41 protein-coding genes are annotated in these 25,852 nt (G+C 42.8%); 30 read left to right on the forward strand and 11 right to left on the reverse strand.

Annotated elements, in window-relative coordinates; all coding sequences use genetic code 11:
* Nucleotides 1–23 precede the first annotated feature (23 nt).
* The 4 genes from ACVHUV_RS10190 to ACVHUV_RS10205 all read left to right on the forward strand — a co-directional run bounded on the left by ACVHUV_RS10190 (nt 24) and on the right by ACVHUV_RS10205 (nt 4,483).
* Nucleotides 24–1,304, forward strand: coding sequence for an arsenic transporter (locus ACVHUV_RS10190; protein ID WP_462086893.1), 1,281 nt, complete (start codon nt 24–26; stop codon nt 1,302–1,304).
* A gap of 18 nt (nt 1,305–1,322) precedes the next feature.
* Nucleotides 1,323–1,742, forward strand: coding sequence for an arsenate reductase (thioredoxin) (arsC, locus tag ACVHUV_RS10195; protein ID WP_317941844.1), 420 nt, complete (start codon nt 1,323–1,325; stop codon nt 1,740–1,742).
* A 172-nt stretch (nt 1,743–1,914) separates the two neighbouring features.
* Complete coding sequence (locus ACVHUV_RS10200) at nt 1,915–3,096, forward strand: AAA family ATPase (RefSeq protein ID WP_462084528.1); 1,182 nt, start codon at nt 1,915–1,917, stop codon at nt 3,094–3,096.
* A 16-nt stretch (nt 3,097–3,112) separates the two neighbouring features.
* Nucleotides 3,113–4,483 carry a vWA domain-containing protein gene (locus ACVHUV_RS10205; protein WP_462084529.1) on the forward strand — a complete coding sequence of 457 codons (1,371 nt, stop codon included), beginning with the start codon at nt 3,113–3,115 and terminating at the stop codon, nt 4,481–4,483.
* 98 nt (nt 4,484–4,581) lie between these two features.
* Here the strand turns inward: ACVHUV_RS10205 and ACVHUV_RS10210 are convergent, their stop codons facing one another.
* The 5 genes from ACVHUV_RS10210 to ACVHUV_RS10230 form a co-directional block, all read right to left on the reverse strand.
* Nucleotides 4,582–5,040: a hypothetical protein gene (locus ACVHUV_RS10210; protein ID WP_462084530.1), complete on the reverse strand. Its 459-nt coding sequence runs from the start codon at nt 5,038–5,040 to the stop codon at nt 4,582–4,584.
* Nucleotides 5,041–5,136: 96 nt separating this feature from the next.
* A complete protein-coding gene (locus tag ACVHUV_RS10215) occupies nt 5,137–5,403 on the reverse strand; it encodes a hypothetical protein (protein WP_462084531.1) in 267 nt (88 codons plus the stop codon).
* Between the two features lie 788 nt (nt 5,404–6,191).
* Nucleotides 6,192–6,488 carry a hypothetical protein gene (locus ACVHUV_RS10220; RefSeq protein WP_462084532.1) on the reverse strand — a complete coding sequence of 99 codons (297 nt, stop codon included), beginning with the start codon at nt 6,486–6,488 and terminating at the stop codon, nt 6,192–6,194.
* Between the two features lie 79 nt (nt 6,489–6,567).
* Complete coding sequence (locus ACVHUV_RS10225) at nt 6,568–7,602, reverse strand: tyrosine-type recombinase/integrase (protein ID WP_462084533.1); 1,035 nt, start codon at nt 7,600–7,602, stop codon at nt 6,568–6,570.
* Nucleotides 7,603–7,702: 100 nt separating this feature from the next.
* Nucleotides 7,703–7,924, reverse strand: coding sequence for a helix-turn-helix domain-containing protein (locus ACVHUV_RS10230; RefSeq protein WP_462084534.1), 222 nt, complete (start codon nt 7,922–7,924; stop codon nt 7,703–7,705).
* A gap of 171 nt (nt 7,925–8,095) precedes the next feature.
* Between ACVHUV_RS10230 and ACVHUV_RS10235 the strand changes: the two genes are divergently transcribed.
* The 23 genes from ACVHUV_RS10235 to ACVHUV_RS10345 all read left to right on the forward strand — a co-directional run bounded on the left by ACVHUV_RS10235 (nt 8,096) and on the right by ACVHUV_RS10345 (nt 19,387).
* Entirely contained in the window at nt 8,096–8,392 is a 297-nt protein-coding gene (locus ACVHUV_RS10235; protein ID WP_462084535.1) for a hypothetical protein, read from the forward strand.
* Nucleotides 8,393–8,414: 22 nt separating this feature from the next.
* Nucleotides 8,415–8,702: a hypothetical protein gene (locus tag ACVHUV_RS10240; protein WP_462084536.1), complete on the forward strand. Its 288-nt coding sequence runs from the start codon at nt 8,415–8,417 to the stop codon at nt 8,700–8,702.
* A gap of 1 nt (nt 8,703) precedes the next feature.
* Entirely contained in the window at nt 8,704–8,853 is a 150-nt protein-coding gene (locus ACVHUV_RS10245) for a hypothetical protein (RefSeq protein WP_462084537.1), read from the forward strand.
* Nucleotides 8,837–9,142 carry a hypothetical protein gene (locus ACVHUV_RS10250; protein ID WP_462084538.1) on the forward strand — a complete coding sequence of 102 codons (306 nt, stop codon included), beginning with the start codon at nt 8,837–8,839 and terminating at the stop codon, nt 9,140–9,142. Before ACVHUV_RS10245 ends, ACVHUV_RS10250 begins: the two co-directional genes overlap by 17 nt.
* Nucleotides 9,142–9,327 (forward strand): hypothetical protein, encoded by a 186-nt coding sequence (locus tag ACVHUV_RS10255; RefSeq protein ID WP_462084539.1) that lies wholly within the window; start codon nt 9,142–9,144, stop codon nt 9,325–9,327. The genes ACVHUV_RS10250 and ACVHUV_RS10255 overlap by 1 nt, the downstream gene beginning before the upstream one ends.
* A 241-nt stretch (nt 9,328–9,568) precedes the next feature.
* Nucleotides 9,569–10,033, forward strand: coding sequence for a hypothetical protein (locus ACVHUV_RS10260; RefSeq protein ID WP_462084540.1), 465 nt, complete (start codon nt 9,569–9,571; stop codon nt 10,031–10,033).
* A gap of 55 nt (nt 10,034–10,088) precedes the next feature.
* A complete protein-coding gene (locus ACVHUV_RS10265; protein ID WP_462084541.1) occupies nt 10,089–10,430 on the forward strand; it encodes a hypothetical protein in 342 nt (113 codons plus the stop codon).
* On the forward strand, nt 10,427–10,606 hold the full coding sequence (locus ACVHUV_RS10270) for a hypothetical protein (protein WP_462084542.1): 180 nt from the start codon (nt 10,427–10,429) through the stop codon (nt 10,604–10,606). Before ACVHUV_RS10265 ends, ACVHUV_RS10270 begins: the two co-directional genes overlap by 4 nt.
* The gene (locus ACVHUV_RS10275) at nt 10,603–11,097 is read left to right on the forward strand and encodes a helix-turn-helix domain-containing protein (RefSeq protein ID WP_462084543.1); all 495 of its coding nucleotides are present in this window, start codon (nt 10,603–10,605) and stop codon (nt 11,095–11,097) included. Before ACVHUV_RS10270 ends, ACVHUV_RS10275 begins: the two co-directional genes overlap by 4 nt.
* A 256-nt stretch (nt 11,098–11,353) precedes the next feature.
* A complete protein-coding gene (locus ACVHUV_RS10280) occupies nt 11,354–12,145 on the forward strand; it encodes a hypothetical protein (RefSeq protein WP_462084544.1) in 792 nt (263 codons plus the stop codon).
* 91 nt (nt 12,146–12,236) lie between these two features.
* Complete coding sequence (locus ACVHUV_RS10285; protein ID WP_462084545.1) at nt 12,237–12,455, forward strand: helix-turn-helix domain-containing protein; 219 nt, start codon at nt 12,237–12,239, stop codon at nt 12,453–12,455.
* Nucleotides 12,456–12,563: 108 nt separating this feature from the next.
* Entirely contained in the window at nt 12,564–12,728 is a 165-nt protein-coding gene (locus ACVHUV_RS10290) for a hypothetical protein (RefSeq protein ID WP_462084546.1), read from the forward strand.
* Nucleotides 12,729–12,872: 144 nt separating this feature from the next.
* Nucleotides 12,873–13,040, forward strand: a complete 168-nt coding sequence (locus ACVHUV_RS10295; protein WP_462084547.1) for a hypothetical protein — start codon at nt 12,873–12,875, stop codon at nt 13,038–13,040.
* A 166-nt stretch (nt 13,041–13,206) separates the two neighbouring features.
* Nucleotides 13,207–13,950, forward strand: coding sequence for a hypothetical protein (locus tag ACVHUV_RS10300; protein ID WP_462084548.1), 744 nt, complete (start codon nt 13,207–13,209; stop codon nt 13,948–13,950).
* Between the two features lie 38 nt (nt 13,951–13,988).
* On the forward strand, nt 13,989–14,141 hold the full coding sequence (locus ACVHUV_RS10305; protein ID WP_462084549.1) for a hypothetical protein: 153 nt from the start codon (nt 13,989–13,991) through the stop codon (nt 14,139–14,141).
* Between the two features lie 70 nt (nt 14,142–14,211).
* On the forward strand, nt 14,212–14,400 hold the full coding sequence (locus ACVHUV_RS10310) for a hypothetical protein (RefSeq protein WP_462084550.1): 189 nt from the start codon (nt 14,212–14,214) through the stop codon (nt 14,398–14,400).
* A gap of 64 nt (nt 14,401–14,464) precedes the next feature.
* Nucleotides 14,465–14,794: a hypothetical protein gene (locus tag ACVHUV_RS10315; RefSeq protein ID WP_462084551.1), complete on the forward strand. Its 330-nt coding sequence runs from the start codon at nt 14,465–14,467 to the stop codon at nt 14,792–14,794.
* Entirely contained in the window at nt 14,791–16,854 is a 2,064-nt protein-coding gene (locus tag ACVHUV_RS10320; RefSeq protein ID WP_462084552.1) for a phage tail tape measure protein, read from the forward strand. The genes ACVHUV_RS10315 and ACVHUV_RS10320 overlap by 4 nt, the downstream gene beginning before the upstream one ends.
* Complete coding sequence (locus ACVHUV_RS10325; protein ID WP_462084553.1) at nt 16,851–17,531, forward strand: hypothetical protein; 681 nt, start codon at nt 16,851–16,853, stop codon at nt 17,529–17,531. The genes ACVHUV_RS10320 and ACVHUV_RS10325 overlap by 4 nt, the downstream gene beginning before the upstream one ends.
* A 59-nt stretch (nt 17,532–17,590) precedes the next feature.
* A complete protein-coding gene (locus ACVHUV_RS10330; protein WP_462084554.1) occupies nt 17,591–17,962 on the forward strand; it encodes a tail assembly chaperone in 372 nt (123 codons plus the stop codon).
* A gap of 84 nt (nt 17,963–18,046) precedes the next feature.
* On the forward strand, nt 18,047–18,637 hold the full coding sequence (locus tag ACVHUV_RS10335) for a hypothetical protein (protein WP_462084555.1): 591 nt from the start codon (nt 18,047–18,049) through the stop codon (nt 18,635–18,637).
* A complete protein-coding gene (locus tag ACVHUV_RS10340; RefSeq protein ID WP_462084556.1) occupies nt 18,634–19,071 on the forward strand; it encodes a phBC6A51 family helix-turn-helix protein in 438 nt (145 codons plus the stop codon). Before ACVHUV_RS10335 ends, ACVHUV_RS10340 begins: the two co-directional genes overlap by 4 nt.
* Before the next feature lie 82 nt (nt 19,072–19,153).
* On the forward strand, nt 19,154–19,387 hold the full coding sequence (locus ACVHUV_RS10345; RefSeq protein ID WP_462084557.1) for a hypothetical protein: 234 nt from the start codon (nt 19,154–19,156) through the stop codon (nt 19,385–19,387).
* Between the two features lie 913 nt (nt 19,388–20,300).
* On the opposite strand, the gene ACVHUV_RS10350 is transcribed toward ACVHUV_RS10345, so the two are convergent.
* Entirely contained in the window at nt 20,301–20,840 is a 540-nt protein-coding gene (locus ACVHUV_RS10350; protein WP_462084558.1) for a site-specific integrase, read from the reverse strand.
* A gap of 227 nt (nt 20,841–21,067) precedes the next feature.
* On the opposite strand from ACVHUV_RS10350, the gene ACVHUV_RS10355 reads away from it, so the two are divergent.
* Together ACVHUV_RS10355 and ACVHUV_RS10360 are read left to right on the forward strand one after the other, a co-directional pair.
* The gene (locus ACVHUV_RS10355) at nt 21,068–21,463 is read left to right on the forward strand and encodes a hypothetical protein (RefSeq protein ID WP_462084559.1); all 396 of its coding nucleotides are present in this window, start codon (nt 21,068–21,070) and stop codon (nt 21,461–21,463) included.
* A 177-nt stretch (nt 21,464–21,640) separates the two neighbouring features.
* Nucleotides 21,641–21,991 (forward strand): YhjD family protein, encoded by a 351-nt coding sequence (locus tag ACVHUV_RS10360; RefSeq protein WP_462084560.1) that lies wholly within the window; start codon nt 21,641–21,643, stop codon nt 21,989–21,991.
* Between the two features lie 37 nt (nt 21,992–22,028).
* Here the strand turns inward: ACVHUV_RS10360 and ACVHUV_RS10365 are convergent, their stop codons facing one another.
* The 5 genes from ACVHUV_RS10365 to ACVHUV_RS10385 form a co-directional block, all read right to left on the reverse strand.
* Nucleotides 22,029–22,505 carry a PH domain-containing protein gene (locus tag ACVHUV_RS10365; protein WP_462084561.1) on the reverse strand — a complete coding sequence of 159 codons (477 nt, stop codon included), beginning with the start codon at nt 22,503–22,505 and terminating at the stop codon, nt 22,029–22,031.
* 73 nt (nt 22,506–22,578) lie between these two features.
* Complete coding sequence (locus ACVHUV_RS10370) at nt 22,579–23,118, reverse strand: hypothetical protein (RefSeq protein ID WP_462084562.1); 540 nt, start codon at nt 23,116–23,118, stop codon at nt 22,579–22,581.
* Between the two features lie 11 nt (nt 23,119–23,129).
* Nucleotides 23,130–23,732, reverse strand: a complete 603-nt coding sequence (locus tag ACVHUV_RS10375; RefSeq protein WP_462084563.1) for a replication-relaxation family protein — start codon at nt 23,730–23,732, stop codon at nt 23,130–23,132.
* Nucleotides 23,674–24,960, reverse strand: a complete 1,287-nt coding sequence (locus tag ACVHUV_RS10380; protein ID WP_462084564.1) for an FtsK/SpoIIIE domain-containing protein — start codon at nt 24,958–24,960, stop codon at nt 23,674–23,676. Before ACVHUV_RS10380 ends, ACVHUV_RS10375 begins: the two co-directional genes overlap by 59 nt.
* Nucleotides 24,961–25,188: 228 nt before the next feature.
* The gene (locus ACVHUV_RS10385) at nt 25,189–25,356 is read right to left on the reverse strand and encodes a hypothetical protein (RefSeq protein ID WP_462084565.1); all 168 of its coding nucleotides are present in this window, start codon (nt 25,354–25,356) and stop codon (nt 25,189–25,191) included.
* Between the two features lie 124 nt (nt 25,357–25,480).
* Here ACVHUV_RS10385 and ACVHUV_RS10390 point away from each other — a divergent pair, with 124 nt between their 5' ends.
* Nucleotides 25,481–25,774, forward strand: coding sequence for a hypothetical protein (locus ACVHUV_RS10390; RefSeq protein WP_462084566.1), 294 nt, complete (start codon nt 25,481–25,483; stop codon nt 25,772–25,774).
* The last annotated feature ends 78 nt before the right edge of the window (nt 25,775–25,852 follow it).

Consider the following 25,852-nt stretch of genomic DNA (forward strand, 5'->3'; position numbering starts at 1 on the left):
AATAAAGTTTGTATCCAGTTATTATGGCTTCATTGATTTTTATTGTTACGTTAGTTTTTGTTATTTGGCAGCCTAAAAATCTTTCGATTGGTTGGTCGGCCTGTATAGGAGCCGTTGTTGCGCTATTGTTTGGTGTTGTCGATTTTGGGGATGTCATTGATGTAACAGGGATTGTTTGGAATGCAACGCTTGCTTTTATTGCTATCATCATTATTTCATTGATTTTGGATGAAATTGGATTTTTTGAATGGTCTGCTTTACATATGGCGCGTATTGCCAAAGGGAGCGGCTTACGGATGTTTGTCTATGTCAGCATTTTGGGTGCAATTGTTGCTGCATTGTTTGCGAATGATGGTGCAGCATTAATACTGACACCAATTGTATTAGCGATGGTGCGTAACTTGAAATTTAGCGAGAAAATGATTTTTCCTTTTATTATCGCTAGTGGTTTTATTGCCGATACGACGTCTCTACCACTTGTTGTTAGTAACTTAGTCAATATCGTCTCAGCAGACTTCTTCGGTATTGGATTTGTGGAATATGCATCTCGGATGATTGTGCCTAATCTATTTTCGTTAGTTGCAAGTATTATTGTTCTCTATTTGTTTTTCAGAAAAAGTATTCCTGGAAACTATGACATGGCGCAGTTGAAACGACCGAAAGAAGCGATTAAGGATGCAAAGATGTTTCGTCTGTCTTGGTATGTCTTAGGTGTGCTACTTGTTGGCTACTTCTCAAGTGAATTCATCGGTATACCGGTATCCTTCATCGCGGGGATTGTTGCGATTTTCTTCTTACTTATGGCAAAAAGAAGCTCGGCAGTCCAGACTACACAAGTGTTGAAAGGTGCACCTTGGGCCATTGTCTTTTTCTCGATTGGAATGTATGTCGTGGTGTACGGATTAAAAAATGCAGGATTGACGACGGTTTTGGCGGATGTACTACAACTTGCAGCCGATCAAGGATTATTTAGTGCGACGATTGCGATGGGCTTCATTGCTGCATTTTTGTCATCCATTATGAATAATATGCCGACTGTTATGATTGACGCATTGGCAATTGCGGAAACAACAACGACAGGGCCCATTCGGGAAGCGCTAATTTATGCCAATGTCATTGGTTCTGATCTGGGGCCAAAAATTACGCCAATCGGCTCACTTGCAACCTTGCTCTGGTTGCATGTACTAGCGCAAAAAGGCGTTAAAATTAGCTGGGGGACGTATTTCAAAGTTGGCATCATCTTGACGATTCCAACATTATTGATCACGCTCGTTGGACTGTATCTATGGCTACTCATTATCTAATGGAAAGGGTGGAATGGAATGGCGAAAAAAAGCTTGTATTTTCTATGTACAGGTAACTCATGCCGAAGCCAGATGGCAGAAGGGTGGGGGAGAAAGTATTTAGGTGACGAATGGGATGTCTATAGTGCAGGCATTGAGGCACATGGAGTGAATCCGAACGCGGTGAAAGCAATGAGTGAAGTCGGGATTGACATAACCAACCAAACATCGGATATCATTGATCCGCAAATTTTAAACAATGCTACTTTAATTATCACATTATGTGGGGATGCTGCGGACAAATGTCCATTAACACCTCCACATGTCGAACGGTTACATTGGGGATTCGATGATCCTGCAAAAGCTGAAGGAACCGATGAAGAGAAATGGGCTTTCTTTCAACGTGTAAGGGATGAGATTGGAAGTAAAATTAATAATTATTTTAATGATATGTATTAAGGCGAGTCTGCTTGTGGGTCATTGGATTTATTCAATGTTCCACAAGTTTTTTTGTGTAGAAAATTCGAGAGATAAAGATGACCTGTTTTGTTTTCGATTAGCAAATGAATGGTTTGGAAAAGATAGAAGTATGTTATGAGTAAAATGAATGACACCAATAGGAGGGGATGACTTGAAAGAACTTCAAAAACTGATAGCGATAAAGGCAAGTTTAAATATGCGATTTGTTGAGCGAGAAAAAGAAATTGAGGGGATGTTAATTTCTCTACTGGCTCGTCAGCATATGTTGTTGATTGGTCCGGCGGGTACAGCAAAATCTGCAATGATAGATGAGCTGATAAAAAGTATTGAAGGGGCAACATTGTTTCAATGGCAATTGACGAAATTTAGTACCCCTGAGGAATTATTTGGCCCATTATCATTAAAAGATTTGGAAATTGGTCTATATAAACGCAATACAAGCAAGAAAATGCCGGAAGCGAATGTTGCTTTTCTAGATGAATTATTTAAGGCTAATAGTGCGGTCTTGAACAGTTTACTTACTTTGATGAACGAAAGGCTTTTCTATAATGGAGATCAACCCATGAAAGTCCCTCTATTCTCTGTCATTGGTGCATCGAATGAATACCCTGAAGAGGGAGAAGGGTTAGATGCTCTTTTTGATCGGTTTCTATTGCGCTATGAGGTGGATTACATAAAAGAGCAAACCAATTTCCTTGCAATGATGAAACAAGATGAGCAACTGAAAGAAGTACCAACGATAACACTAGAGGAGTTGCATGATTACCAAGAGCTTACGGAGAAAGTAATTATCCATAATGATATTTATGAAGCGCTTGTAAAAATACGACAAGAACTAAGCGATGAAGGCATTCGGCCGTCAGATCGTCGTTTTAAAAAATCATTACGGATTTTACAAGCAAAAGCGTTGTTGGAGCAAAGAGGCGTCGTGCATACGGATGACCTTGTCATTTTGGAAAATGTTTTATGGGAAACGCACGATCAAAAAGAGGCCACTTCTATTATTGTTCGTAGACACGCTGAAGATGCTGTCATTCGGAAGTTGGATAGTATTCAAGCAGAAGCAGTTGAATTGTTTACAATTGTACTTCAACAACATTGTGTGGACGCAGGAGTGGAAGCATCTCAGAAATTAAAAGCGCTGATGGCGGATTTGATGAAGTTAAAAGAAACGCACCACACTCGCGAAGAAGCAATTGAACAACTTTTATCAAAAGTACAATTGATGCACGAAGAAGTACTTACGTTTTTGTTGGAACCGCTCTATTTTGATGCTTCAGCAAAGGTGAGAGAATTTAAACAAAATATGTCGTCAATGAACTACAAATTGTAAGGAGAGTCTTGCGTGAATGGACAACCTGTCAGTCGTCAATACCGATGCATTTGACCGTAGACGTTTTCAAGAGATTTTTAATATGTCTGATCGTCTTTACCAACTCGAACACGAAACGGACTATCCATTGTTTAGAGCATTACTCGGTGATGTGTGGGCGTGTTTGTATAAAATGAAACCTGAGATTAGAAAGGGGGAAATTGATAGTCGATTACAGCTAAATTTGCACTTCATCCAGCAAATAATGGCGCATGAACAGTTTGTGTCATTTCGGCGTGTCACTAGACTGGATGATTTTGTTTCTGCAATCGGTGCAATAAAATTTGGAGAGATGATTAATCGCTGGCTTACGGAGTTAAGGGATGCAGATAAAGACTTCGATAGAATGTTTGTACCTAATAATTCACGTTGTGAGTGGGAGAGGTTGGATGATCGAGAGTTGCATGGAATAGAAGTAGCAGTTGACCGTTCTGTCGATGAAAATAGTAATCACTTTAACGACATGATTGCGGCAGTCATGCAAGAATCGAAGTGGCTAAAATTCCAACTGCAATCATTGTTGGGTGGCTTAAAGTCGGGTGATGGGGAAGCGTCATTGAAGAAAGTCCCTTTACCTCACCAGTTCATAATAGCGGATAAAATGATGGAGAATAAACAGTTAAAGGAGATTGCTGAGTGGGCCGGCCGGTTCAAACAAATTGCTCGGACAAAACAACGAACTACAACGCTTGAATCTGTTGAAAAGAGCGGCGTGACAATCGGCAACGCAATAGATGCGTTAGTACCGATCGAATACAGTTATTATTCACACCCGTTAACAAAAACGGATTTTTTGCGCCGGTTAGCCGAAGGACAAACGTTGCAATATGAACAACAAGGTAGGGAAGTGTTAGGGAGAGGTCCGATTGTGCTCTGCTTAGACCAATCTGACAGTATGAGTGGTCTTGACGCACCTTCGAAAGGATTCAGTTTAGCACTTTTGGCGATTGCAAAGCAGCAACGTCGTGATTTCTGTATCTTGTTATTTTCAACTACGACACGCATGTTCATCTATAAAAAGGGAAAAGTGAAAGTTCCTGAAATGGTGAAGTTGACGAAAACCTATTTAGGGGGAGGAACAAATTTTTCGTGCGTACTCGAAGAAGCGGTGACTGTCATGAAAGCAAGCCGATTTCGATCGGCAGATCTAATTTTGGTAACGGACGGAGAGGACGAAGTGGACGAATCCTTTTTAACTTCGTTCCGACAGGCGAAAGAGGAGAAAGGCTTCCAAGTGCTATCACTCGTTCTTGGCCAAGCTTGTGAGAGCGTGAAGAACTTTTCCGACAGGGTTGTGCAGATTACAGATTACAACGATGAAGGGGCTTTTATTGCTTTTGAGGTTTGATGTTCTATTGTTTAAGAAAAGTTTTATACTATTGCGTAGCATAGTAAACAGCTTAGTATACGAATAAATTTAAAAACTTCGACTCTCTTTCTTATTCTTCAAGCCCCAAGTTTTTCAACAATGTCCCGCAATGCTTCTGTATATTCGCCCATTAGTTCGGGATTTTTTTCGTCTTCAACGCCGTTGGTAAACTTCGAAGCGGCGACCGACAATCGTTCGAATTCTTCGATCATACCTGCTTCCGTGATTTCATTGTGAAAGTATCCGACATATATATTGGTTGCATTTGTCAAAGTATCCGTTGCGGCGTTTTGTGTATGGTTTCGATATTCAGACTCAGGTTGCCAATTATTCCACGTATCTTGAATGAAATCTTCAAGGGATAAGTATTCCGAAATGACCTGCTTAGTTTCAGCGACTTCAACTTTAGTAACTTCCTTCAGAGCTTCATCTTGCGAAACGTTTTCGGCTTCCTGTGCTTGCGCTATGGCTTTAGGTTCTTTATCTATCCCGCATCCCGAAAGTAATACGCCACCAATGACAAGTGGTCCAAACAAAACGTTTATTCGTTTTAAAGTAAAACCCCCAGTAGATTAAATACTTGCTTAAAATTCTAACGAATTAAATAATAGTATACTAGAAATTGTAAAGGTTTATCTCTTAGCAAAACGATTGTAGGTTTTTACGATGACGAATTTTAGTAAATAATAAGCAACAACGAAGTAAAACGCATACGGTATCGTGGTCCTAATCGTATAGTATAAGAATAAATATACACGCACCCAAAGAGGGTCGGCATGTATCAAATGTGGTGCGGTGAAATAATATGTAATTGTCGTGTAATGGGTTGTCGCCGCACCCCCGAAAATAGCTGCCGTAATAATAAACATCATTGGTGCTTTCGTGAATATCTTCTTCAAATCGTTTCACCCTTCCTACCAATGTAATTACATTTTATCACTATTATCCATCAAAACCGAATCTAATTCGCTTGTTTAGCCGTTTCGAACAAAAAAATATTTAATGCCTGTAAATCGCTTCGAATGATTCAGAAGAAGAGGGTAACTAGAAAAATAGCTGCAGACAAATTGTGGACATTCGGTAAAAAAATATAAAAAAACAGCCCCTAGGCATCCGGCCTAATAGGACTGTTTCGGAGAAGTATCGTTGTTCCGACAATACTTCCGAGGGTTTGGCACCCAATGATTCCGACTGGGCTCGAACCAGCGACCGCTACCCTGTCAAGGTTAATCGCAGTTTCCCGTTATTTACCAATCGTCATAATTCGATGTCAAACCGCGTCACGCTTACGTTGTATCGACAGTATAACACACGATGACGTGATCGGTCAAACCTTCGTACCGCTACCGTGGTATAACCGATGACGTGTCCGTTTGGGTGGAGGTTCTACGGTAGAGGATTTACATAATTATTCGGTAAACTGCGCAACTATCAGCGACAGCCGGCACATTAATACGGCATCATCTACGTTTAATTACGGCGTGGAAACGAGCGGTGGTCGCGATAACATCGACAGTATTGCGCGTGCGGTCATACGCTCTACTACGCAGCTTAAATGGCGCAAAAAAAATTACGCAACAAAATTTTCATTTCGGGGGTTAGCGCGTCAATAACCCTGCTATACCGTAGCAATAGCGGACTTATTTTAGCTTTTGGTGTATTTACGGCGCAGGATTGGCATGCAATGTTATACGATCGTTATACCGGCAGGGTAGAATATTCGCCATTTGTTATACGTGCGTATAACGTAAAAGTGTTCCTCAGCCTCTCTCAACGCCTTTTTAACCTCACGCAACTCACGCACAGTCATTTCGTCTACCGTCTTAGTCGCGCCTGTGGACGGTATTGTGTGCGTTTCTGTGCGCGCTTCTTCCGACATGGTTGCGATGTGATAGAGAGTCATACCCATTTCAGTATACGTATACCGGTTTGCGTACAGTTCATCCACTATTCGAATATATTTACGTACAATACTTTCGTCCATCCCGATTGACCGCGCCCACTTACCGAACTCCCCGTGCGCAAGATCGTTCTCCTTTACGTGTTTTAAGCGGCTAGTATTCTCATCTGAATTTTACTTTTCCTCGTACAATTCTCTTTTTGGTAATTATCGATTCTATGGGCGATGCTTTATCGTGGATTTCCTGCAAATCTGCATTTGTATACCGCACATATCGTTGCGTCATCGCTAAATCAGTGTGCCCTAAAATGTTTTGAAGTGCAAAAGCGTCACCACCATTACGCAAGAACTTAACGGCGAAGTAGTGACGAAAAGTATGAGGGCTAACTCGTGCCTTAATTAATCCTCCTAATCTTCGCTCATAGTTTTTGAGATTCTTCGCAAAATGATCTCCCGAGAAATGATCGCCGAATTGAGTTAGAAAAACTAGCTCGTCAGTGTATTCTTCGTCCACGCCTATTAAGTCGAATAACTCTTGCAAAGCTTCAGTTGTAGTATGCGATAAAGGAATGGTTCTTGTTCTGCGCGATTTTGAAGTGTCTGCCGCTATTACAAGTTGTCTATATTTAAGTTCAAAATTACCACGTTTTAGAGAAACCAATTCGCGTAAACGTATACCTGTATCGATTAGAACGATTATCATTACATAGTCGCGAAATCCGGTATATGTACGTTTATTTGGCGCATTCAGTATTAGATTAATTTCGTCGTCTGTGAATACTTCGAAACCGGTATCATCCTCTTTCAGACGTTCAATTCTGTCGGTCGGGTTATCTTCTGATATACCTTGAGAGTTTACCCAATTAAAAAATACGCGCAATACACTTAGCGCATTATTTACCGAACGCGCCGAAACGCCTACAACGTCAGAGTGACTTGTCGGATGGTCGTCCCACTTCGTCTTTTTAAAAGATAGATAGTTTATATATGATTCCACAGTTTCATGTTTACTACCATCAAATTTGTTTTCTTCGCAGTATGCTATATATTTCTTCAATGCCCCCTCGTACGACTTTATTGTCCTTTCACTTCGTTTTTGGAGTCGTTTTGCATATAGAAAGCGTTCTAGTGTTTCTTCTAAATTCATCTTGTTATTTACTGTCCGTCTTGTCCTACGTTTGAATTGAAAATTCTTCATTAAGGTAATCCCCCTTTGTGTTATTTAACGTGGCATTAGTATATCACGAAGTGTTTTCGTCCTGCTTGCGTCACTTTTGCGTCGAAAAAAGACCCTGCGATTATTTCGCAGAGTCCTCACTATCCGTTACATATTCGATAATATCGCCAACTTTACAATTTAATGCTTTGCATAGCTTGTCGATCGTTTCGTATTCAATTCCACTATTCTTGTCGTTTAATATCTTTGAAATTCCATTCCGGTGCATGCCGGTAGCCTCCGCAAGTTTCCCGATGTTGAAATTCTTTTTCTTCATAGTTTCCCGCAATTTAATGATTATCATCATTATTCCCTCCTTTTAGTATCTACTCCTATTATAAACCAGTAAACACTATGGTGTGTAATTATTTTTTATAATATGCTTAAAAATTGTTGACAATGCACACTAAGGTGTTTATAGTTAGAATTAATAAATGCACACTATAGTATTCAATTCTTTAAGGGAGGTATTCAGTTGAGGCGTATTACGGTAATACATTCAGATTTCAGCGATGGCGTGAATGGTTGGATTTCGTACTTTGAGGGCTTGCTAATAAATCCTCGACTAGTCCTAGACGCAAATGACACGGGAATGGCTTTTATCGTACTTAGCGAACCGATGGCGGACGTTCAGAAGTCGATACACGTAGATGACGGTGAGCACTATCAAGTCGAAATCTTTCGAGGCAATACCGTAGAGAACTTCGACATTATGGAACTGGTGCATATGACGGTGTGGGAACTCGGCCAATTTATCACGGACACAAAATAAAACATAAAAGGGGAAATGAACTATGTTGACAATTAAAGACGAACTAATGGAAATCGAAAAGGGCTGGACGGTGCATATTCGCACTATGCCGATAATCGAAAACGTGGAAGTCCTTGTATACGACGGCAAGGAAGCCGTACTTCGCATTAATAACGAGGACGCAATCGAATTTATTTGGACGGAGGAAGCTGCTGCCATGTTCGCGGAAATTGATGCGGCCGAGATAATCGAGGTATTCGAATTACTCTCGCGTCTCAATCGACAAATGCCGTACGTTATGGCGCAAGAGACACGAAAGGCGGTCGTTTAATATGACGGCAGTTAAAGTCGGCGCATGGACGCTAGTACCAAGTAAGTCAACCGCAGACCCGGCGCAAGTCGAGCAGGCTAAGGCGTATCTTACGCAAGTAGTCGCCATTATCGAAGCAAAGGAGGGCGCGCAACATGGTAAAACCGCATGATAAGTACGTCGAGAAGTTGGACGCGTTAAACGAACTTATTACGGCTGACTTCGATTTTTACCGCAAACTTAACTCGCAAATAGACCGCAGACTCAATGAACTAGGCAAGCGCGGCGACATCGAAGCTACCGCGGACGAAATGCGCCAATTACTCGCAGACCGTGCGCGCATAAAAGATACGGCATTAAAGCTGCTACCCTTGCGTGACTTCTTTCGCAATCATTACGGCGAAGTAGGCGAGCGGCTGGGGCGCCTAGCTACCTATGATCGCGACAAAGGGGCGGTATAATGGGGCGGCTAGAACGCGCGCTAGACTTCCTAAAGGCGGAGTTTTACGCGGCTGGCGAGGAATTTAAGGCTACGCAAGACAAGGCGTTACTGCGTGACTTACACGCGTTGACGGGCTCAATAAACGAGATCGAGTTATTTCTTTTTGACCGTCGCATAACGGTTATAACCGATTGTCTAGGGTGAGGGGCGCTTGCGGGCGTCCTTTTTTGCGTTTAGGGCATAGGTCTTTCGATTCATTTGTTAGCGAAAGTGTGCGAAACACCTCACGCATTGTATATAAGACGGTAAGAAGGCGGAAAAGAAATTCGCAAATAACTCCGCACTTGGGTTTTCAAAAACGATATAGCTAGTAAGAGGTAATTCCGCAGGCGACTGCGTTGATATACAGCAGCAAAAATAAACCAACGAATGGAGAAGATGAAAAATGAAAACGAAATTCACTTTAGGTCAAGCGGTAGAAATTATGGGTCAATTGGTTGCGCAAAACGTCACGGTAGATATGGTCGATAAAGTGGAAGCGCGGATTAAAGCGACTGGGGTTCCGGAAGTTAGCTGTAAATATGATGTTGCAAATTTCGATTGGCCAAGAACGGGCGTGATTGTAGGAATTCGCAGTGTCGCGGGCGATCGTATCCACTATTTGGAGCAGATAAGTGGAGAAGTAGTCACGCGGACGAAGCGCGAGGCCGTTTATTTAGTTGCAACTGACATGCGCGGACTTGTCTATGTGCCGGTGGAATTGGTTAACGAATCACGAAGTCAAGCCTTGCGTCGTGAATTTATGGAATCGGCTGACCGTCATATAAAATTTAGCAATAAAAATTATCTCGATGTCGAAGAGTTAATAGACTTTGAGGATGAAGAGCTATTTATTGATTACCCGATTTAAGGGCCGACTTCGGTCGGCCTTCCTCTTTAATAAAACTGAAAAGGAGTGAAATATTATGACGGTGCTTAATTTTGACAAGGCGAAAGTGAGCCGTGACACTACGAAACTACTTATCGATGGAGGTCTTTCGGGCACTCCGGCCATGTACGATATGGAGTTTGTACATCTAATGAGGTTTGCAGTCGAAGTTACAACAGTTCTTAGTAGATATATTTCAAATTTTTCCTCGCGAGAGCAAGCTATTTGCAGATTAACAGAAATTAAGGTAGAGATAGTCGAATTGAGTAAAGGTGAAAGGTTTGTCGAAGAGTTTGCCTTGATACTGGAGAAAGTGGACGAAGCTATTGCAGAGTTATTCACTAAAAGTATTGAAATAGGAAAGGAGTCGTTCAAATGAACACGCAAAAGTGTATCCGTTCTTTACGCGTTGCCCGTGCGTTAATGCGTCGTGGTTTTCTTCCGCTCGACGTAGAGCAGGCGCGCAAAACACCAGGCTATCTAGTATTTGTTTTCCGCAATACACCGGCACTAAATACGGCATTAGACGAAATTATGGGAGGTAATGACAAATGACTGAACGCAACCAACAGCAGCAAACGCAGCTAACGCCTTCAAAAGCGCTTCCATTCGAGGTAGAAAAGGGGTGGACAGGCGTGCCGAACTCGATATTTACGGTATACATGAAGCATCCCGACATAAATCCGACTGCAATCGTAGTTTACGGCCATTTATTGCGTCATTATAACGATCAATATGGCTATGCTTTCCCGTCGCAAGTGGATATGGCGATCAGCTTAGGGGTGAGTACGAGGACGATTAAGAGCGCAATCTCGAAATTGAAGAAAGTAGAGTTGATTACGCCGAAGTATAACATGCAATTTGGAAATAATCATTATTTCTTTAATAAACCATGCGAGACAATCGAGGAATTACTAAGAAAGTTTCCGGTAATAAAAAAGCATTTAGAAAAGCTCGACGAACTGGCGCAAAAGACCATAGAAGAAGCCGAAATCGACAGAGAGCGCCTTGCAAAAGCACGGGGGAAAAGTGCGGTCGGGCAATAAACTGCATTTCCGGTCGGGTAGTATTCTTCCCGAGCGTAAGGGTATTATTCTTCCTGTAATTAAGACCTACGCTATTAAGACTTACTTATTAAGACTTACAAAACATAGCGCCAAACGCTAACGCGTTATGTCGCAACGTATCTAATTATATATCCTAATGCGCCAAAGAACTTAAAAGAAAACAAAGAATAGACAAGCCGTCGGGTAACATTCTTCCCGACCGGTAAACAGCCAATTTCGAAAGGGGAGCAGCCGGATGTTGACAGAAGCTGAAATAGCAGTACAGCGCGCGCTTTATAAATTGTGGTACGAATATTATACGCAACATATGCCGCAAGAGAAACGGAATCAACTCGCCGCAGACTTTGCGGAGAAGTGGCTCGATCCGTCGCTTATAAAAGTGGACAAGCCGTTCATAAGGCATCCAGCGACAAGGCGGAAAGTAATACAGCCATCGTTCACCATCGCGGAAGTGCTCGCGGATTTCATTTTACGCGCCATGCAGGAAGAAGAGAAGTTTGCCGACTATCCCGTACTAAATCCCGATACGGAACTGCGAAGGGAATTTGACCGTAAGGAAAAAGAGCGTTCAATCGTCTTTGAGTCCGAGCAGGATACAGGCGCGGCAGACTCTGCGGAATCAATTACGCCCACCAAGCAGCCATATTCAGTGTCCGAACGCGAATTGCCGTTAGTCGAATCGGTGGAGGATGAACTATTCGCGGAAATTACGCCGACAGTCGACGCTTTCCGGCGACAACTCGAAAAAGTTAAGATGAATGCCCGCAAATACGCACGGAAATACGAGTCACAGGGCTATCAGTACGCCGATACATTACGCCGAATTAGGCGGCTAGACATCACACGAGTACGAGAATGCCTAGAGTGTCAAGGTGCCTTTTATGCGCACGACTTTCGGCGGTATGTATGTGATTTACAGCATGGTAGGACGGAGAAAGGGGAGCAGACCAAGCTATCTACGTGCGAATTAAGCGCAGATCGACGAAGAAGTGAAAGAACTCGAAACAATTCTGACAAATCTGCGTAGTTAGCGGACGGAAACGCCATTTTACAGTAGGAGGGCTAATAAAGCCCGCATAATTTTTAACGGGACAATGAATAAAAAGGAGGCGCTTAAAATGAACAGTTACAAATTAATGAGATTGTGGAAAGGGTTGACGGTAAAGCAGTTTGCGGAAAGTGTAGGTCTATCTGTTGGCACCATAGCTGCGGTAGAAAACGGGCAAAGAGAGCCTTCTCCGGAAGTGCGCGCTGCATATGCAAGAACATTTCCGATCACAGATGACTTTTTTATGTTTGTTGAGTCATTCAGTCATATTAACCCAACTATAACATAGCATATAAAATTTTGACTTGCAATAGAAATGGAGGTGGAAGGGGTAAGTAACGAAGTTTGGCGCTTTGGTACCGGCTTCCTCGCGGCTTACACCGAGGATAAGGACCTAATGCGCCGTATCAAGCGCTATAAAACTAAGAACGACTGGGCCATAATCGCCGAGTACCGCAACGCAAAGGATCGCGGGCGACTTGTGGGCGTGCAATATCGCATACCCATTGAGCAAAGACGGCAGGCAATGCGCATGTTTGGTGTGACCGATTTACAAAGCTAATAGGCGATTTAAACCGTTTTAACTTCCGGATGAACATTTATACCCGAAATAGATTAGAACAGCTATTGCGCTGTGTATTATAACGTAAATCTGTAGACTACACACATTTCCACCGTCTAAGTGTGCGAAAAGCGGGGTGTCACGATGCATTGTATCGAAATTGTACGCGGGCATGGTACACATGGTAATACACGCGTCCTCATTACGTCAGCGGACAGCAAGGAATATACGTTCATGGTCGGCAGGCACGTTGGCGCTCGAAGAATTTACGAACTAGCATCTATATTGAAGTTGAGGGAGGTGGAAAAGTGAAAAAGCAAAATCAAAAGCAACAGCCGCGACAATTGCGGAAAAAGAAAGTTAAACAATATAACAAACATGGCATCCTGATTTGGAGCGATAGACCAGCTCGGGAGACTATTAAGTGAAAGTAAAAAGAATTTATAGGAAACTATCATAACACTAGGGGGAAATTATTATGAAAAATGTTGATGTATATATGATTGAGAGTGGATTTATTGGTGGAAGTAGTAACACAGCAGGGTATATTTATTCATTAGAGGAGCACGTCGCACAGACTTATGTAGAAGAGGGCAAGGCTAAAATTGTCAACTTCCCAAGTTTGAATGCTTACAAAAAGTCGGTAGATGATGCGACGAGTGAATTAGAAAAAGAGTTAGAAGCAATCGACTCAAATGACCGACTCACTCCCGAAGCTAAGAAAGAGGATAGGAAAGAATTACAAGAGGTATACGATCAAAAATTAGACGAGATTGATGCTGAGTATAAAAAAGAGCTTGACAAGCTATTAAATAATGCGCAACAAAAAGCAGGCGAATTGACCTCAGATTATGATAAGGACGTTGCGCGCGTAAAAGTTGGACATATCAAGGCTGGTGTCGTAATGGCAACGAGCTTTACAGAGGCCTTAGAAACACTGCAACGAGAAGTCGAGTTAATTGATAAGGGTACAGCCATGGAACTACTCGCGCATTTTGCCGACATTAAGAAGGAGCTTGACGAACTTGGACAAGCTATTGATAAAGTATCACGTACAAGGTATATACGCGACGTTTACAACGACATAAGACAAAAATCCCTCGACGCTAAACAGGTCGGAGCGCAATTAGACTACAACATCCTAAAGGCGTTGAAAAAGTCTAATCGACTACTTGCAGGCAAGCGCTTATCTGACATCGTTAAAAGAGTAACATTTAACTAAGCGTAAAGTTAAAAAAACAAACTAAAGGAGCTGATTTAATGTATATCAGAGAGACTAAGCACTTGAAAACGCAGGAGGAGTACGAAAAACTTCTCGCGTGGGTAAAAGAAAGGGGCGGAAAAGTCGTAAGAACAGCAAATTTTGCAGACTCTATTTCCGTTCAGTACGAAGTAAAAGAGCATCAAGAATAGCAGTTGTAAGACACTCACATTTTGCGGGTGTCTTTTTTTACTTACGAATTAAGGTAAAAAGGGGTGAAATATGCTGAACACAGTAGAAGATCGCGCACGACATGATGTAATCAATCACTTTGGAATTACCGAAGAGGACTACGATGTCGACCGTGATGTTTACGAAGGCACACTTTATTATGCAAATCGAAGACTACACCACTCATGGGTGCATTTGGCGAAGCAAATTTGCTCCGCTATAAAAGGACGTTCCAATTAGACCGGGGCGTCTTTTTATTTTCCTACGAAGGTCAAAGTCAGTCAAAGTCAAAAGGGGGATAAACATGAATACACAGAAAGACATATTAGACATCATCGAAGAATATTACACGCAAACAGGCTTACGAATACTCGAAACTAAGCGCGGTGACGATGTAGAACAAGGCGCAAAAGAAGCAGAAGAGCGCTTTATGGAAGGGTTGGAGAAACTAGAGGGCTTAAAGTTGTCGGCGTACAATCGTCGCCATTTTAATCTAGTGCGCGAAGCATTTTGCGATATTATCAAATCGATGCACGAGATTAGACGGGATAATGGCGCGAAAGCCGAAATGTATTCACTATCAGCCGGACGTAAATTTATGCGCTATACGCGAGCTTGGGGCGGTGCGTCATGAATAACGACATTCTCGTAAAAGTGGGAGCCGACATTAGTGGGCTGGCGAGAGGCATGAAGGAAGCTACGTCCAAAATGTCAGATTTCGCCAAAAAGAACACGGAAACATTTGACGCGTTTAAGCAGGCCGGTGTTGGATTTACTGCTGTCGGTACAGGATTAAGTGTAGCTTTAGGATCAACTGTCAAGGTTGCGGCACAATTTGACACGACCATGCGAAAGGCGGGCGCAATCGCCGGCGCAACGTCCGAGGAATTTAACGCCATGAAATCGGCAGCCATTGAGTTAGGCGCAAGTACGAGTAAAAGTGCGGGCGAAGTCGCGGAAGCAATGACGGATATGGCGTCTAAAGGCTATAACGCAACGCAAATTATAGCAGCTATGCCCGGCGTAATCGCGGCATCGGAAGCCTCTTCGGAATCACTCGCACTTACGGCCGACACCGTGTCATCAGCACTTAACGTATGGGGCATTGAGGCAGGCGAAGCTGGGCGCGTAGCGGACGTATTAGCGCAATCTGCTAACAACTCGGCGGCAGGCATTGATTCGTTGTCTTACGTCATTAAGTACGCAGGGGCGCCGGCAGCAGCACTAGGTGTTTCGTTGGAAGAATTGGCGTCGGCAGCGGGAATCATGGCAGACGCGGGGCTAGACGGATCAAATGCGGGTACTTCCTTGCGTGCGTCATTACTTGCGCTAAACAATCCGGCAAAGGCGCAGGAAAAAATCATGGAAAGACTCGGATTCAGCATGCGGGACAGCGAAGGTAATGCTAAGACACTTGCGTTAATGGTCGATGATTTGGCAAAGGCGACCGAGCATATGACCGAAGCGGATAAAGTAGCAACGCTCGGCAAGCTAGTCGGAACAGAAGCGGTTTCCGGCTTTTTGGCTTTGATGAAAGCAGGGCCGGACGTAATTAACGCAAATACGGCAGCATTAGAAAACAGTGCGGGCGCGTCGGCAGAAGCAGCAGAGAAGATGATGGGCGGTATCGGCGGTGCGCTTGAAGAAATGAGTGGTGCGTTTGAGTCTGCGGCAATACTTATCGGCGACCAACTAGTACCGTTTGTTATGTCATTCGCCCAAACAATCGCAGGCTTAACCGAAAAGTTTAACCAAGCGAGTCCGGCGTTTCAAAAGTTTGTCGTACTCGGCACAGCATTAGCAGGCGCGCTGGCGTTAGTTATCGGTCCAATAATGCTAATGATCGGATTCATACCGCAAATTATCGCAGGCTTTGGCGCGGTATCGACCGTCTTTGCAGCGTTAACAGGCCCGATAGGTTTAACTATTGCGGCGATAACTGGCGTTGTTGCGGCGTTGGTACTTGCGTATAACAAAGTCGAATGGTTTCGCAATATGATTGATGCGGCGTGGAAGGCGATTAAAGACTTTACGGTCAAGGCGTTTAATGGCGTCAAAGAGACAGTGACAAGCATCTTAAAAGACGTAGTAAGTTTCGGAAAGGATATCCTCGGAAAATTTAAAGACTTTTGGGACGAAAACGGTAAGCAGATAATGGCCGTTGTTAAGCTGCATTTCGGCAACATATGGGAGCAGATAAAACTTGTACTTGGACTGATTAAAGGCGTCTTTGAAGTCGTATGGCCACAAATTAAGGCGGTTGTAGACATCGCTTGGCGCGCGATTAAGACGATTGTTTCATCGGCTATCGACATTGTACTTGGCGTCATTCAAACAGTTATGAAGGTTTTACAAGGCGATTGGAAAGGCGCGTGGGAAACGATACAAGGCATTGTCAGCGGAGTGTGGGACAATATTAAGAAGTATTTTGACCCGGAAGAAATGAAGCAAATCGGTATTGACGTAATTAAAGGCCTTATTAAAGGTATTGGCTCGATGATCGGTTCAGTCGGAACAGCAATTAAGGGGATCGCTGATAATATCACGGGGACATTCAAAAAGATTTTCGACATCAATTCCCCAATTGAAAAATCAAGCCCTAAGACAAAGATGCGCGCAGCTAAACTAACTGCGTTTATCAAGAATATGATGCCTGAAGAAAAAATTACATCAAGGATGGTGAGTTTTACATGACATTAATATTAAGCCTAAATTTCGGTGGATTCTTAACCGTGATGTCCAGTGATACAAGAAAGGTGTTTTCGATGAATGTTGGTGGTGAGACAATTGATTACAAATATTCGGGCAAAAAATCCAAAATAGAGCGACTTTCTCCTTACTGTATTTACGGAGGAGGTGGTTCTGACTCACTAGTAGACGCGATTAAAACTGATTTAAAAAATTCGGGAGCCGTTTATATTGAAGAGCTTGTACAGCCGCTAGAAGAAATTATAGCCCGTATGCGTAAGAATCCATTAACTCGGTGGAAAATGAATGAAGACGGGGAAGCGCAAATTATGATAACGGGATTCAATGCTGATAATTCGTCATGCAAGATTACTTTCGTAACTGGTGTTGATACGGAAGTTACTTACGATGTATTTTCACAACCTGGATCGTTATTTGGGATATTTCCTTCTGAAGATGAATTCATTGCAGCAGTGGAAAGTACTGATTTCGTTGAGCCGCAAGACAATTCGGGGTATGTTGACGCATCTGTTACGTATCTTGCAGGCGTTCAACGTGCGTTTAGTGTAGTAAATCCTGATGCGGTTTCGGAAACATTTGAGTACATCGCAATTAGGCGCGATCCTCATACCGGTGAATTTACATGCTACCAAGATTCCATCAACTTAAACGAAAGTAGTTAAAGCGGGCATACGTGCTCGCTATTTTAGTATTAAAAATTAAACTATTGGAGGAATATATTATGACATTAAAATTCACTATTAAAGGCGAAACACATGATTTGAAATTGAACTTTGAAGGGATTAAACATCTAAACTTGATCCACGAAGGAGGTTCATACGAAGTTATCGGTAAAGCGTTAATGGGCGACTTAGAAACTTTTACTCACGTAATTGACGCAGCACTTCGACACACCGGCAACCCTTACACGCTTGAAGAAATTGAAAAAGCGATAGATGAAGCGGTTGACTCCGAGCTTATTTCGCTCAAAGAGGTGTTGCGAATGAGTCACAAAATCGTCGCTGAACACTCGTTTTATAAAGATACGGTAGATAAGTTACTTGCTGCTGACGAGAACGCACGAACGACGCTCGAACAATTACTTGCGGAATAATAGAAATTTAAACGTCGACATTTCTTCGCGCGGAGGGAGTGTCGTCGTTCTTTTTAGTGTGGCGCAGAAAGGGGTCGATATTAATTGGTAAATGAACAACCGTCAATTGAAGAATTACGCAGAGACATCGCGCGTTTGCAGTCGCAAATCGACGCAAGAAGGGCGAAAAGGGTAGCGCTTGGACTGCCGAAAGACCGTCCGGGCCATTTTGTAAAAGCGGAACATGCAGCGGAAATGATTAAGCGAGTACAGCCTGTGTATGAGACTCTTGCTAGATATCTACGCTTCTTGGACGAAAGTAAAAAACTCGAGCCGTTCCCTGTTGAGCGCTTCGATAAGTACCGCAATTTACTAACGCTTATTGAATGGTCGGAGGAATCCTTACAAGGACTCTATGCCGGAGCCTTGCGCATGTCAATCGCTTTACTAGCCGATGTGGACAGCGGATATGATCGCGTCTTTGCGAAGTTACACAGCTACCTAAAGTTCTCGCGAAATTGCCAGCAGTTTATGAACGCGGATATTTATCGAGCAGAAGCATCTAAAGGTACCGACGAAGAACTTGACGAGATTATTGCGGACTATCAACGACATTACGACGAAGTAGTTGCGCCGCAAGTAGTACTTGAACAAGCGGTTTTAGAAGCCGCCGATGAACAGGAGGAAAACGAATGAGTAAATACACGCTTATGCAGATGCGCGCAGAATTAACCGGCCAGCAGCAAAACGCAGCGCAATTATTAGTAGAGAACGAGTTTAAAAGTAAATTAGACGGAGGCAAGCGCAGTTTAGATGAAATCGGCGCAGAGGTCGGTGTGTCGCGCCAATCGTTATGGACGTGGAAGAAAGACCCCGTATTCATTGCGTACATGGCGTACTTATCCGACAGGCACCTCGACGCACAACGCGCACTAGTGGACAGTCAGCTAATGCGACTGATCGAGGGGACGAGTAATAACGGAAATCCATCTATAAAGGCGCTGGAGCTATGGTACAAACTGAATAGCCGTTTGGTTGAACGGTCTGTGATCGAACATAGCGATGGTAGACCGAAAATGACGGATGCGGAGATTTCGGAAGAGATTAAGTCGATTGCTGACGGACTATAAAATACAGCGATTTACCGAATGGGCGTCCGCTTTGGGGCGCTCTTTTTTTTTCGTTAAAACAGCGATGAAGGAATGATGGAAAATGACAAACGCAATACAATCTTATACCGACGAAGATGGCCGCAAAATAGTTTATGGCTACGAGGATGAAGTAAGTATACAGACGCATGTGACGCTAGAAGAGTGGGCGGAGGAAAGGCGTAGACGAGAATACGTTAAACGGCTACCCGTAAAGAATTACGTTAATAGCTATCATATGTCGGTCGCGTCGCTTAACTACGTTCTCGATATTGCCGAGCTTGGCGCAATAATATGACCAATTAATAACTTAGAACATAGATCAAGACCGTTGTCATCAAGGCTGGCGCCTTTCTGACTATCAGCGCATAACTTTATTGCGTGTTCTTTTAAAAGATGGCGCAATAGATTATAGATACATAGATAGTCGGAGGGTTTGCCCGACGACAACGGTTTTAGGTTTTAGTATCGAATACATTACGGGGAATGTATTACGCTGATATTACATATCGCGGACATTACTATACATAAGCGAACAGTATGACGGAGATATTGCTTTATGAGTATCATCCGATTGAGTTGTCGTGTGTTGACGATAGTTTACGTTACTAGCAAACCGGTATTATACCAGGCGAAGCGGTCTGACGCGAGGGCACCTCCGAAACTTCAAGGCATAATAAACTGACTATTTAGATTAGATTTATTTGCGTATACAACTCAAACAATTACTATGCACCGTTTATACATTCATGAGTGTTCGGTTACTTTTCGTAAGTGTACGTATATCAACGTTTACGCGGCTGTATAAATGGCGTCGTAATAACTGATCGGTCATATACCGTATAAACAGCGTTAAAACAACGTTTGTTAGTAAATACGAGCGTATCTCTACGCGTTTTTGTTACGATTAATATGCATATAATATGAATAAATATAAGTGAATAAACTAACGTAATTATTTAATAATAGAGATAATAATAGTGAATTGTACTTCAGTTATAAACTATTCTGACAATTAAAAAGCCCCCCGGGGTAGGTCGACTCAACGGCGATCACCTGCTGTAATTCAAGTCCGAACAACAATTTTTAAACTCGAGGGTAGAAAAAATCGCAGTAATTTTTCGTAATTTCGAGGGTTCAACAGAGGTCGTATGTAAAGTAGAAAATGGACGCAAAAAAGACGGCCATCCGCGAAGGATAACCGTCGTAAATTACAGGCATATTTCGATGTGTACGGAGTCAATATCGTCCTGTTCGATACCGATATAGCGAAGTGTTTCGCGTTCGGACGAGTGATTAAGTGCGCGCATTATCAGCGGCAATTCAACGCCTCTTTCGTAGGCGAATCGACCAAACGTTTTGCGCATCGTATGTGTACCGATCCTCATATGCGACAGACCGGCGCGCTCGGCAGCTTCGTTGAGTATGCGGTAGGCTTGAACGCGCGTGATCGGCTTGCCACCGTTGCGGCTAGGAAATAGCCAATCGTCCGGCTTTGCGTTTGCGGGTACGAGCGACTTGACGGCCTTTTGAATACTGGCGTTAATCTTAATGCGTTTGCGCTTACCGGTCTTCGACTCAACAACCTCGATATACTCTCCAGTTACGTGGCCAACTCGCAATTGCAATAGGTCGCTCACCCGTAATGCTGTATTTATTCCGATAGTGAATAATAGCAAGTTGCGTCCGTGTAGCGATCGCTTCATTGCGTCGATTTCCTTCTTGGACCTAAACGACTGTACTTCGTTCATATAACTTCGCTCCCTTTCATGAGTGTAACGTTTTTTATATTATGTTACGTTCATTGTATACCGGAAAATGCTGGAAGTCAACAGGCTTGCGTGTTCAACTATTTAATAATTTGGATTCGGATTGTCTTCCTTTAACAATAAATCATGAATCTTAAATATATTCGGAAATATGAAGGGGTTTCTCTTCATGGTGTCGAATATTGGAAGTAGATAGGAGGAGAATATGTATGAGAATGAGTGTACCAGAGGAGAAAGTCGATAAGGTGAAAAAGGTTATGGAGCTAGCCCGTACTAGAAGATTACTTTATAAACCTCAAGAAGGTTTCGAACGCGTATATCAATCAGATGAATACAAAGAAGCAGACAAACGTCTGGACAAGTATTTAGATGAATTGAGTTTTGAAGATATTAAATTCATTCAGGCAATTATGTATTTAGGGAGAGATACTAATTCTGAAGAAAAGGAAAAATACTCGGCCGAGGAGTTATTGAAAAGCCAAATTGAATATTTAGATAGAAATGGATGGACTACACATCAGGGAGAAGCAGATCATATGGCAGGTAAAACTCCGTTAGATGAATATTTGAAAGAAGGCTTATCAATTATTAGTATTCTTTGTTAAGGATTACCCATAGCTGGTTGTTATTTGGATAATGTTTCATCGAAGAAAAAGAGACTGCTAGTAAATAAAGTATAAGGCGACTCGCTCCGTAAACTAACGGGACGAGTCGCCTTTTTTGCGTTTGCGTTACGAACGTATATTCGATATAATAATCGAAATGAGAGGGGAAGCGTAGCCATGCCGTTAATTCCGCAAGAAGCCTTACCGCATTTCGAGAATCAGATTTATTTACCGATGTTACTGACGATACTAACGCGCGACAGGGCGTCATTTGAGCGTGGTCCTTTCAAGTTGAACGCGCCATATTTGCGCCTAGTTGACGCAGCGCTCGACGCAATACATCTCGACCTAAAAGAGTCGTCGGACTATCTGCGCAATCGCAAGTACCGGATCGAGCGCACGAAAGACGAGCCGAACTTTACGACTTATACATATTATTACGATGGTTATACGGACGACAGGCGCTTCTTGAACGTGCGGCTACGAAACCGATCGGAGGAACTGCTCGAGTTGTATTTAATGAAATAAAAAAAACGACTGCTTACGCGGTCGTCGAATAAACTTATTATATTCCGAGAAGTTGCTTCTTCTTTGATTCGAAATCTTCCTCCGTGATAACTCCCTCATCAAGTAAGGATTTATATTTACGTAATTCGTCTGTATTATCAGATTGAGTTACAGCTGAATTAGATGGTTTACCGATGTTGTTATGAACATAGTCAACAAATTCGGCATATTGGCCTTTGTTAATCATGCTCATTTCGGCCTTATTTCCCGATGCGATTATATTAAGTTTATGACCTAATGCACCTTTACCGGTTTCTATACTCGAAATATTCGAAAGCGGGAAAGACTCTGTTTCGTATCCTAATGTCTTTTTACAATAAAAGAATACTTGTCGATTAGTTGCGATAAATACTCCGTTTCGAAGTGTGCTTTTCCCTAACATTTCAGACTTAAAAGCTCCAAACACCCAATACTTAACATCCTCACCTTTTAAATGTTCTTGTGCGAGTTTAACCAATTTCTCAGGTTTTGCCATATCAATACCTCCTAAACTTGTTTATTACTAATCATAGTACAATTGGAATGTAATGACAATACAATGCACTGAATTAGATAGCTTTTCCGATTTGTCTTAGAATTTCGAGGAATAACGGTGACATCTGTATTAATACATAACCAAGACCAGCATTCATAATTGTATTCCACGCGCGTTCGCTATTGCCGAACATAAAGAAGAAGCATGCGCCAATCATAACTACGGAAGCAATAGGGAAGCTAATCGCAACAAGTATTTGAATAACCGGATCAAGCGCAGTTGCCAGCATATTTAGCGACTTATCTGCGATTAGTCCTGTAGGTATTATTTCGGGATTAGACATAAATACAGGGGATAGTTCGGTTAATACGTTAGTAGGTTCGGGCATTACGGTGGTTTCGTTTGGTAGTGGGATAGGGGGTGTGAAGGTTGTAGTAGGATTGGTGTATTTCGTAACGGCCATTGTCGCAAGACTGGCAGTCGCAGCAACTCCGGCAGTCACTAGCGCGCCATTACTTACGGAAGGCTTCGACTCTTGTTGCGCGTACCGATCGGAGTAGTCCGTATATGCGCTTTCCGGAACTACCTCATATTTTAATTTGCGTTTAAACATTTATCTTCCTCCTATTTTATATCGTTTGTCGTAAAAACCATAACAGCAGGCAATCCAGCGCAATATTCTTTCATTTGCGTACGTCTAAGCTCTGTCGTAGTTAGCCAAACAATCGTCGGAAAGTGTCCGAACTTTTCCTCGAGCAATCCGTTAACGTGCAATTCCTTGAATCGCTTAATCTTGTTTCTGTTTTCTTTCATAGTTTGCTTGTGGTCTACTTCGAGGAAATGCCTACGATCCCATCCGTCCGTATACATGGCGTCAACAATGACGGAAGTATAACCGTCTGAAACTCTTGTCTCGTTCTTCCATTCAAGAGGGCAGTCGTTGAAAAGCCATAAATCATTTCGCATAATCGAATGTCTAATCTGTCCGTCAGCTTTGCGTACTTTTTCGCAATCTACATAGGATTTACCGGCTTTAGACAGATAGTAAATAGTTTCATACCCTATGCGCGTACTCTTTAGGTAGCCGGACAATCCACTTAAAATCCGATTTGTATTACGTACTGTCCCGAACTGGAAATACCGGTTTAACTGATCGCGTGTCATGAAATCAAACTTCTTCAATAACAATAGAATCCGTTCTTCGCGGTCGCTCAACTGCTTTTTCAATTCGGACAACCTCCTTACGTTCCACGATAAAAGGCGCAATAGTTTCCCTAATGACTTCCGACGTAATTAAAGGAGTCTGCAAGATTTCGCGTTTGTCAGCCGTTTGGTAAATGGCACGCCCTACAATCTGCGGCAGCTGCTCGGCACCATCTCCGTCTAATACGACGCGTGATGCTACAGCAGATTGAACACGGAATGACAGCTTTGCATCGCTATTCTGTTTGCATTGGCGTGGAATTACGTCGCCAGTCGGATATTGCGTCGCAAGTATTTGTCGAAATCCTAAACCTGCCCCGAGGCGAGCAATCTGTGACATAAGCGTTTGGCAGGCGAGTTTTAGTTGTTTTTCTTCACGCGTGACTGCTTCGGCGGGATTCAACTCACCGACTTCGTCAATTACGATAAAATAGCGCTCCTTAATGCCGGCCTCCTGTACGTTTTTCTTGCCCATTTTACGCACCTGCGCCTGTATATCGCGCATCTTGTTGTATGCGGATTGGAGTGTTTCGAGCGCTTCCTGTGGTTCATACGCAATTGACACGGTTTGCTTGATGTTTTCGTAGTCGCAAAGTTCAACGCCACCTTTTAAGTCGATTAAAAAAAGGTTGACGTAATTCGACTTGCTTTGTAGTAAACTCGCAATCATCGAATTAATAAAGTTTGATTTACCGTACCTAGTTGCACCTCCTAGCACCATATGAGGGACTTTTTCAAAGTCGTGGAATCTAAATTCATTCTTCTCACGCGTTACGCCTACTGGGATGCGCCAACCTTCACCAGCTTTAAACGGTACTTCTTTTGCAAGCGGCTTGTCGTACACGCGAATAATAAGCATGCCGTCGAATGATATTTCTATTTCGCGCTCGTCTTTCAGTTTCGTGCGCAGGTTTTTAATGTCCTCGAAATTGCTGATTTGCTTAATATCCTCAAAAGTGATTTGATTGCGTCGATTATTTAGGCCGTCTTGTAAAACTTGCTGTTTATTTAGGTAGTCGCTAAAACTTCGACCAAGTGGAATTTTATACTTATACTCCCATCCCCAATCGTATTGTTTTTTGCGGATCAATTGAGTTGTCAAAGTGTCTTTTCCATCTTTTACATTAAGACCGGAAAGGGATATAATTCGTTGGATTTTCCCGCTGTCATTCGTCGCCAAGCCCTTCTTTTTTACGTAAGCTTTTAGTGCAATTCCCCCCATTAAACTAGTCGTAACAAATTCAAAAAACAATTCCATCAATCCTCCTTAATTCAATCGGCACAGTGGTTCTCTTACGTAGTAAGAGTTGTGGTGATCGGGAAGTTGTAAAAAGCAGTAGTAACCTAGGTGACTGTTAGTTTGTTAGGTGTCCCGACTGTTGTCTCGATGGGAATACAATCGGGAACACCATTTGTTCACTAGCATTAAGCAATTAGAACATAAAACAAGACGTGTAACTGGACGATGAACAGGAATAAATTACATGCCGATTTCTTTAATTGGGTGGTGCTTAAAATAAAATCTTAAGGCTTCACGGTAAGTACGACTGCGGTCGCGTTTAGGGATCATTCGAATGCGTTCAATTAAATCAGCGTCAAGTTCGGGATTTAGCTTAGCTCCAATTTGTATTACGTCAGTTGGTTTCATCAGTGAGCCTCCTTTCAACTTTTTATAACTTTTGATAACTTTCTCTACATACTATGGGCGGCTATCTGAAAAAATGCCTGTCCGATTGTAAAAAGTTATAAAACTTATAAATGAAGGCGGCTTCATGGACTCGCGGACGGATATTAAAGCGATGCGCGTCCCTGCGCGTTTAAAGGCGCAAGGCTACGCAATCGCTGACGGTATTGCGGCGCATTTCGGACTAAAGCAGAAGGTGAATAACGTTACGACTGCGGCAAATGACGATGAACGGGAGGTGCGTTACTTGCAACTGAACACACGGCAGGCTGACGACATGGCGGCGGTATTTAAGTTAGCGCGCGACAAGGGCGTATTTAGCTCGGCGCAGCATGAATCGGACGTGCGTGCGGGCAAGATGACGGTCGACACGGCGGTCTAGCTGACTGCGCTTATTGCGGCGGCGGGACTTAACGAAGGTAAACGCGTTTAATAAACGAGTTAAATAATACAATTAAAG

This window comes from Sporosarcina saromensis, assembly GCF_054901285.1.

What these genes read in the sequence shown, in the direction of transcription:
- ACVHUV_RS10240 (WP_462084536.1), top strand. Translation starts at nt 8,415, where the DNA reads ATGTTGACAATTAAAGACGAACTAATGGAAATCGAAAAGGGCTGGACG.
- ACVHUV_RS10345 (WP_462084557.1), top strand. Translation starts at nt 19,154, where the DNA reads ATGACAAACGCAATACAATCTTATACCGACGAAGATGGCCGCAAAATA.
- ACVHUV_RS10365 (WP_462084561.1), bottom strand. Translation starts at nt 22,505, where the DNA reads ATGGCAAAACCTGAGAAATTGGTTAAACTCGCACAAGAACATTTAAAA.
- ACVHUV_RS10270 (WP_462084542.1), top strand. Translation starts at nt 10,427, where the DNA reads ATGAACACGCAAAAGTGTATCCGTTCTTTACGCGTTGCCCGTGCGTTA.
- ACVHUV_RS10250 (WP_462084538.1), top strand. Translation starts at nt 8,837, where the DNA reads ATGGTAAAACCGCATGATAAGTACGTCGAGAAGTTGGACGCGTTAAAC.
- ACVHUV_RS10355 (WP_462084559.1), top strand. Translation starts at nt 21,068, where the DNA reads ATGAGAATGAGTGTACCAGAGGAGAAAGTCGATAAGGTGAAAAAGGTT.
- ACVHUV_RS10350 (WP_462084558.1), bottom strand. Translation starts at nt 20,840, where the DNA reads ATGAACGAAGTACAGTCGTTTAGGTCCAAGAAGGAAATCGACGCAATG.
- ACVHUV_RS10320 (WP_462084552.1), top strand. Translation starts at nt 14,791, where the DNA reads ATGAATAACGACATTCTCGTAAAAGTGGGAGCCGACATTAGTGGGCTG.
- ACVHUV_RS10360 (WP_462084560.1), top strand. Translation starts at nt 21,641, where the DNA reads ATGCCGTTAATTCCGCAAGAAGCCTTACCGCATTTCGAGAATCAGATT.
- ACVHUV_RS10390 (WP_462084566.1), top strand. Translation starts at nt 25,481, where the DNA reads ATGGACTCGCGGACGGATATTAAAGCGATGCGCGTCCCTGCGCGTTTA.
- arsC (WP_317941844.1), top strand. Translation starts at nt 1,323, where the DNA reads ATGGCGAAAAAAAGCTTGTATTTTCTATGTACAGGTAACTCATGCCGA.
- ACVHUV_RS10340 (WP_462084556.1), top strand. Translation starts at nt 18,634, where the DNA reads ATGAGTAAATACACGCTTATGCAGATGCGCGCAGAATTAACCGGCCAG.
- ACVHUV_RS10300 (WP_462084548.1), top strand. Translation starts at nt 13,207, where the DNA reads ATGAAAAATGTTGATGTATATATGATTGAGAGTGGATTTATTGGTGGA.
- ACVHUV_RS10325 (WP_462084553.1), top strand. Translation starts at nt 16,851, where the DNA reads ATGACATTAATATTAAGCCTAAATTTCGGTGGATTCTTAACCGTGATG.
- ACVHUV_RS10290 (WP_462084546.1), top strand. Translation starts at nt 12,564, where the DNA reads ATGCGCCGTATCAAGCGCTATAAAACTAAGAACGACTGGGCCATAATC.
- ACVHUV_RS10285 (WP_462084545.1), top strand. Translation starts at nt 12,237, where the DNA reads ATGAACAGTTACAAATTAATGAGATTGTGGAAAGGGTTGACGGTAAAG.
- ACVHUV_RS10330 (WP_462084554.1), top strand. Translation starts at nt 17,591, where the DNA reads ATGACATTAAAATTCACTATTAAAGGCGAAACACATGATTTGAAATTG.
- ACVHUV_RS10310 (WP_462084550.1), top strand. Translation starts at nt 14,212, where the DNA reads ATGCTGAACACAGTAGAAGATCGCGCACGACATGATGTAATCAATCAC.
- ACVHUV_RS10230 (WP_462084534.1), bottom strand. Translation starts at nt 7,924, where the DNA reads ATGATAATCATTAAATTGCGGGAAACTATGAAGAAAAAGAATTTCAAC.
- ACVHUV_RS10255 (WP_462084539.1), top strand. Translation starts at nt 9,142, where the DNA reads ATGGGGCGGCTAGAACGCGCGCTAGACTTCCTAAAGGCGGAGTTTTAC.
- ACVHUV_RS10280 (WP_462084544.1), top strand. Translation starts at nt 11,354, where the DNA reads ATGTTGACAGAAGCTGAAATAGCAGTACAGCGCGCGCTTTATAAATTG.
- ACVHUV_RS10315 (WP_462084551.1), top strand. Translation starts at nt 14,465, where the DNA reads ATGAATACACAGAAAGACATATTAGACATCATCGAAGAATATTACACG.
- ACVHUV_RS10225 (WP_462084533.1), bottom strand. Translation starts at nt 7,602, where the DNA reads ATGAAGAATTTTCAATTCAAACGTAGGACAAGACGGACAGTAAATAAC.
- ACVHUV_RS10275 (WP_462084543.1), top strand. Translation starts at nt 10,603, where the DNA reads ATGACTGAACGCAACCAACAGCAGCAAACGCAGCTAACGCCTTCAAAA.
- ACVHUV_RS10295 (WP_462084547.1), top strand. Translation starts at nt 12,873, where the DNA reads ATGCATTGTATCGAAATTGTACGCGGGCATGGTACACATGGTAATACA.
- ACVHUV_RS10385 (WP_462084565.1), bottom strand. Translation starts at nt 25,356, where the DNA reads ATGAAACCAACTGACGTAATACAAATTGGAGCTAAGCTAAATCCCGAA.
- ACVHUV_RS10190 (WP_462086893.1), top strand. Translation starts at nt 24, where the DNA reads ATGGCTTCATTGATTTTTATTGTTACGTTAGTTTTTGTTATTTGGCAG.
- ACVHUV_RS10370 (WP_462084562.1), bottom strand. Translation starts at nt 23,118, where the DNA reads ATGTTTAAACGCAAATTAAAATATGAGGTAGTTCCGGAAAGCGCATAT.
- ACVHUV_RS10260 (WP_462084540.1), top strand. Translation starts at nt 9,569, where the DNA reads ATGAAAACGAAATTCACTTTAGGTCAAGCGGTAGAAATTATGGGTCAA.
- ACVHUV_RS10205 (WP_462084529.1), top strand. Translation starts at nt 3,113, where the DNA reads ATGGACAACCTGTCAGTCGTCAATACCGATGCATTTGACCGTAGACGT.
- ACVHUV_RS10265 (WP_462084541.1), top strand. Translation starts at nt 10,089, where the DNA reads ATGACGGTGCTTAATTTTGACAAGGCGAAAGTGAGCCGTGACACTACG.
- ACVHUV_RS10245 (WP_462084537.1), top strand. Translation starts at nt 8,704, where the DNA reads ATGACGGCAGTTAAAGTCGGCGCATGGACGCTAGTACCAAGTAAGTCA.
- ACVHUV_RS10220 (WP_462084532.1), bottom strand. Translation starts at nt 6,488, where the DNA reads ATGGACGAAAGTATTGTACGTAAATATATTCGAATAGTGGATGAACTG.
- ACVHUV_RS10305 (WP_462084549.1), top strand. Translation starts at nt 13,989, where the DNA reads ATGTATATCAGAGAGACTAAGCACTTGAAAACGCAGGAGGAGTACGAA.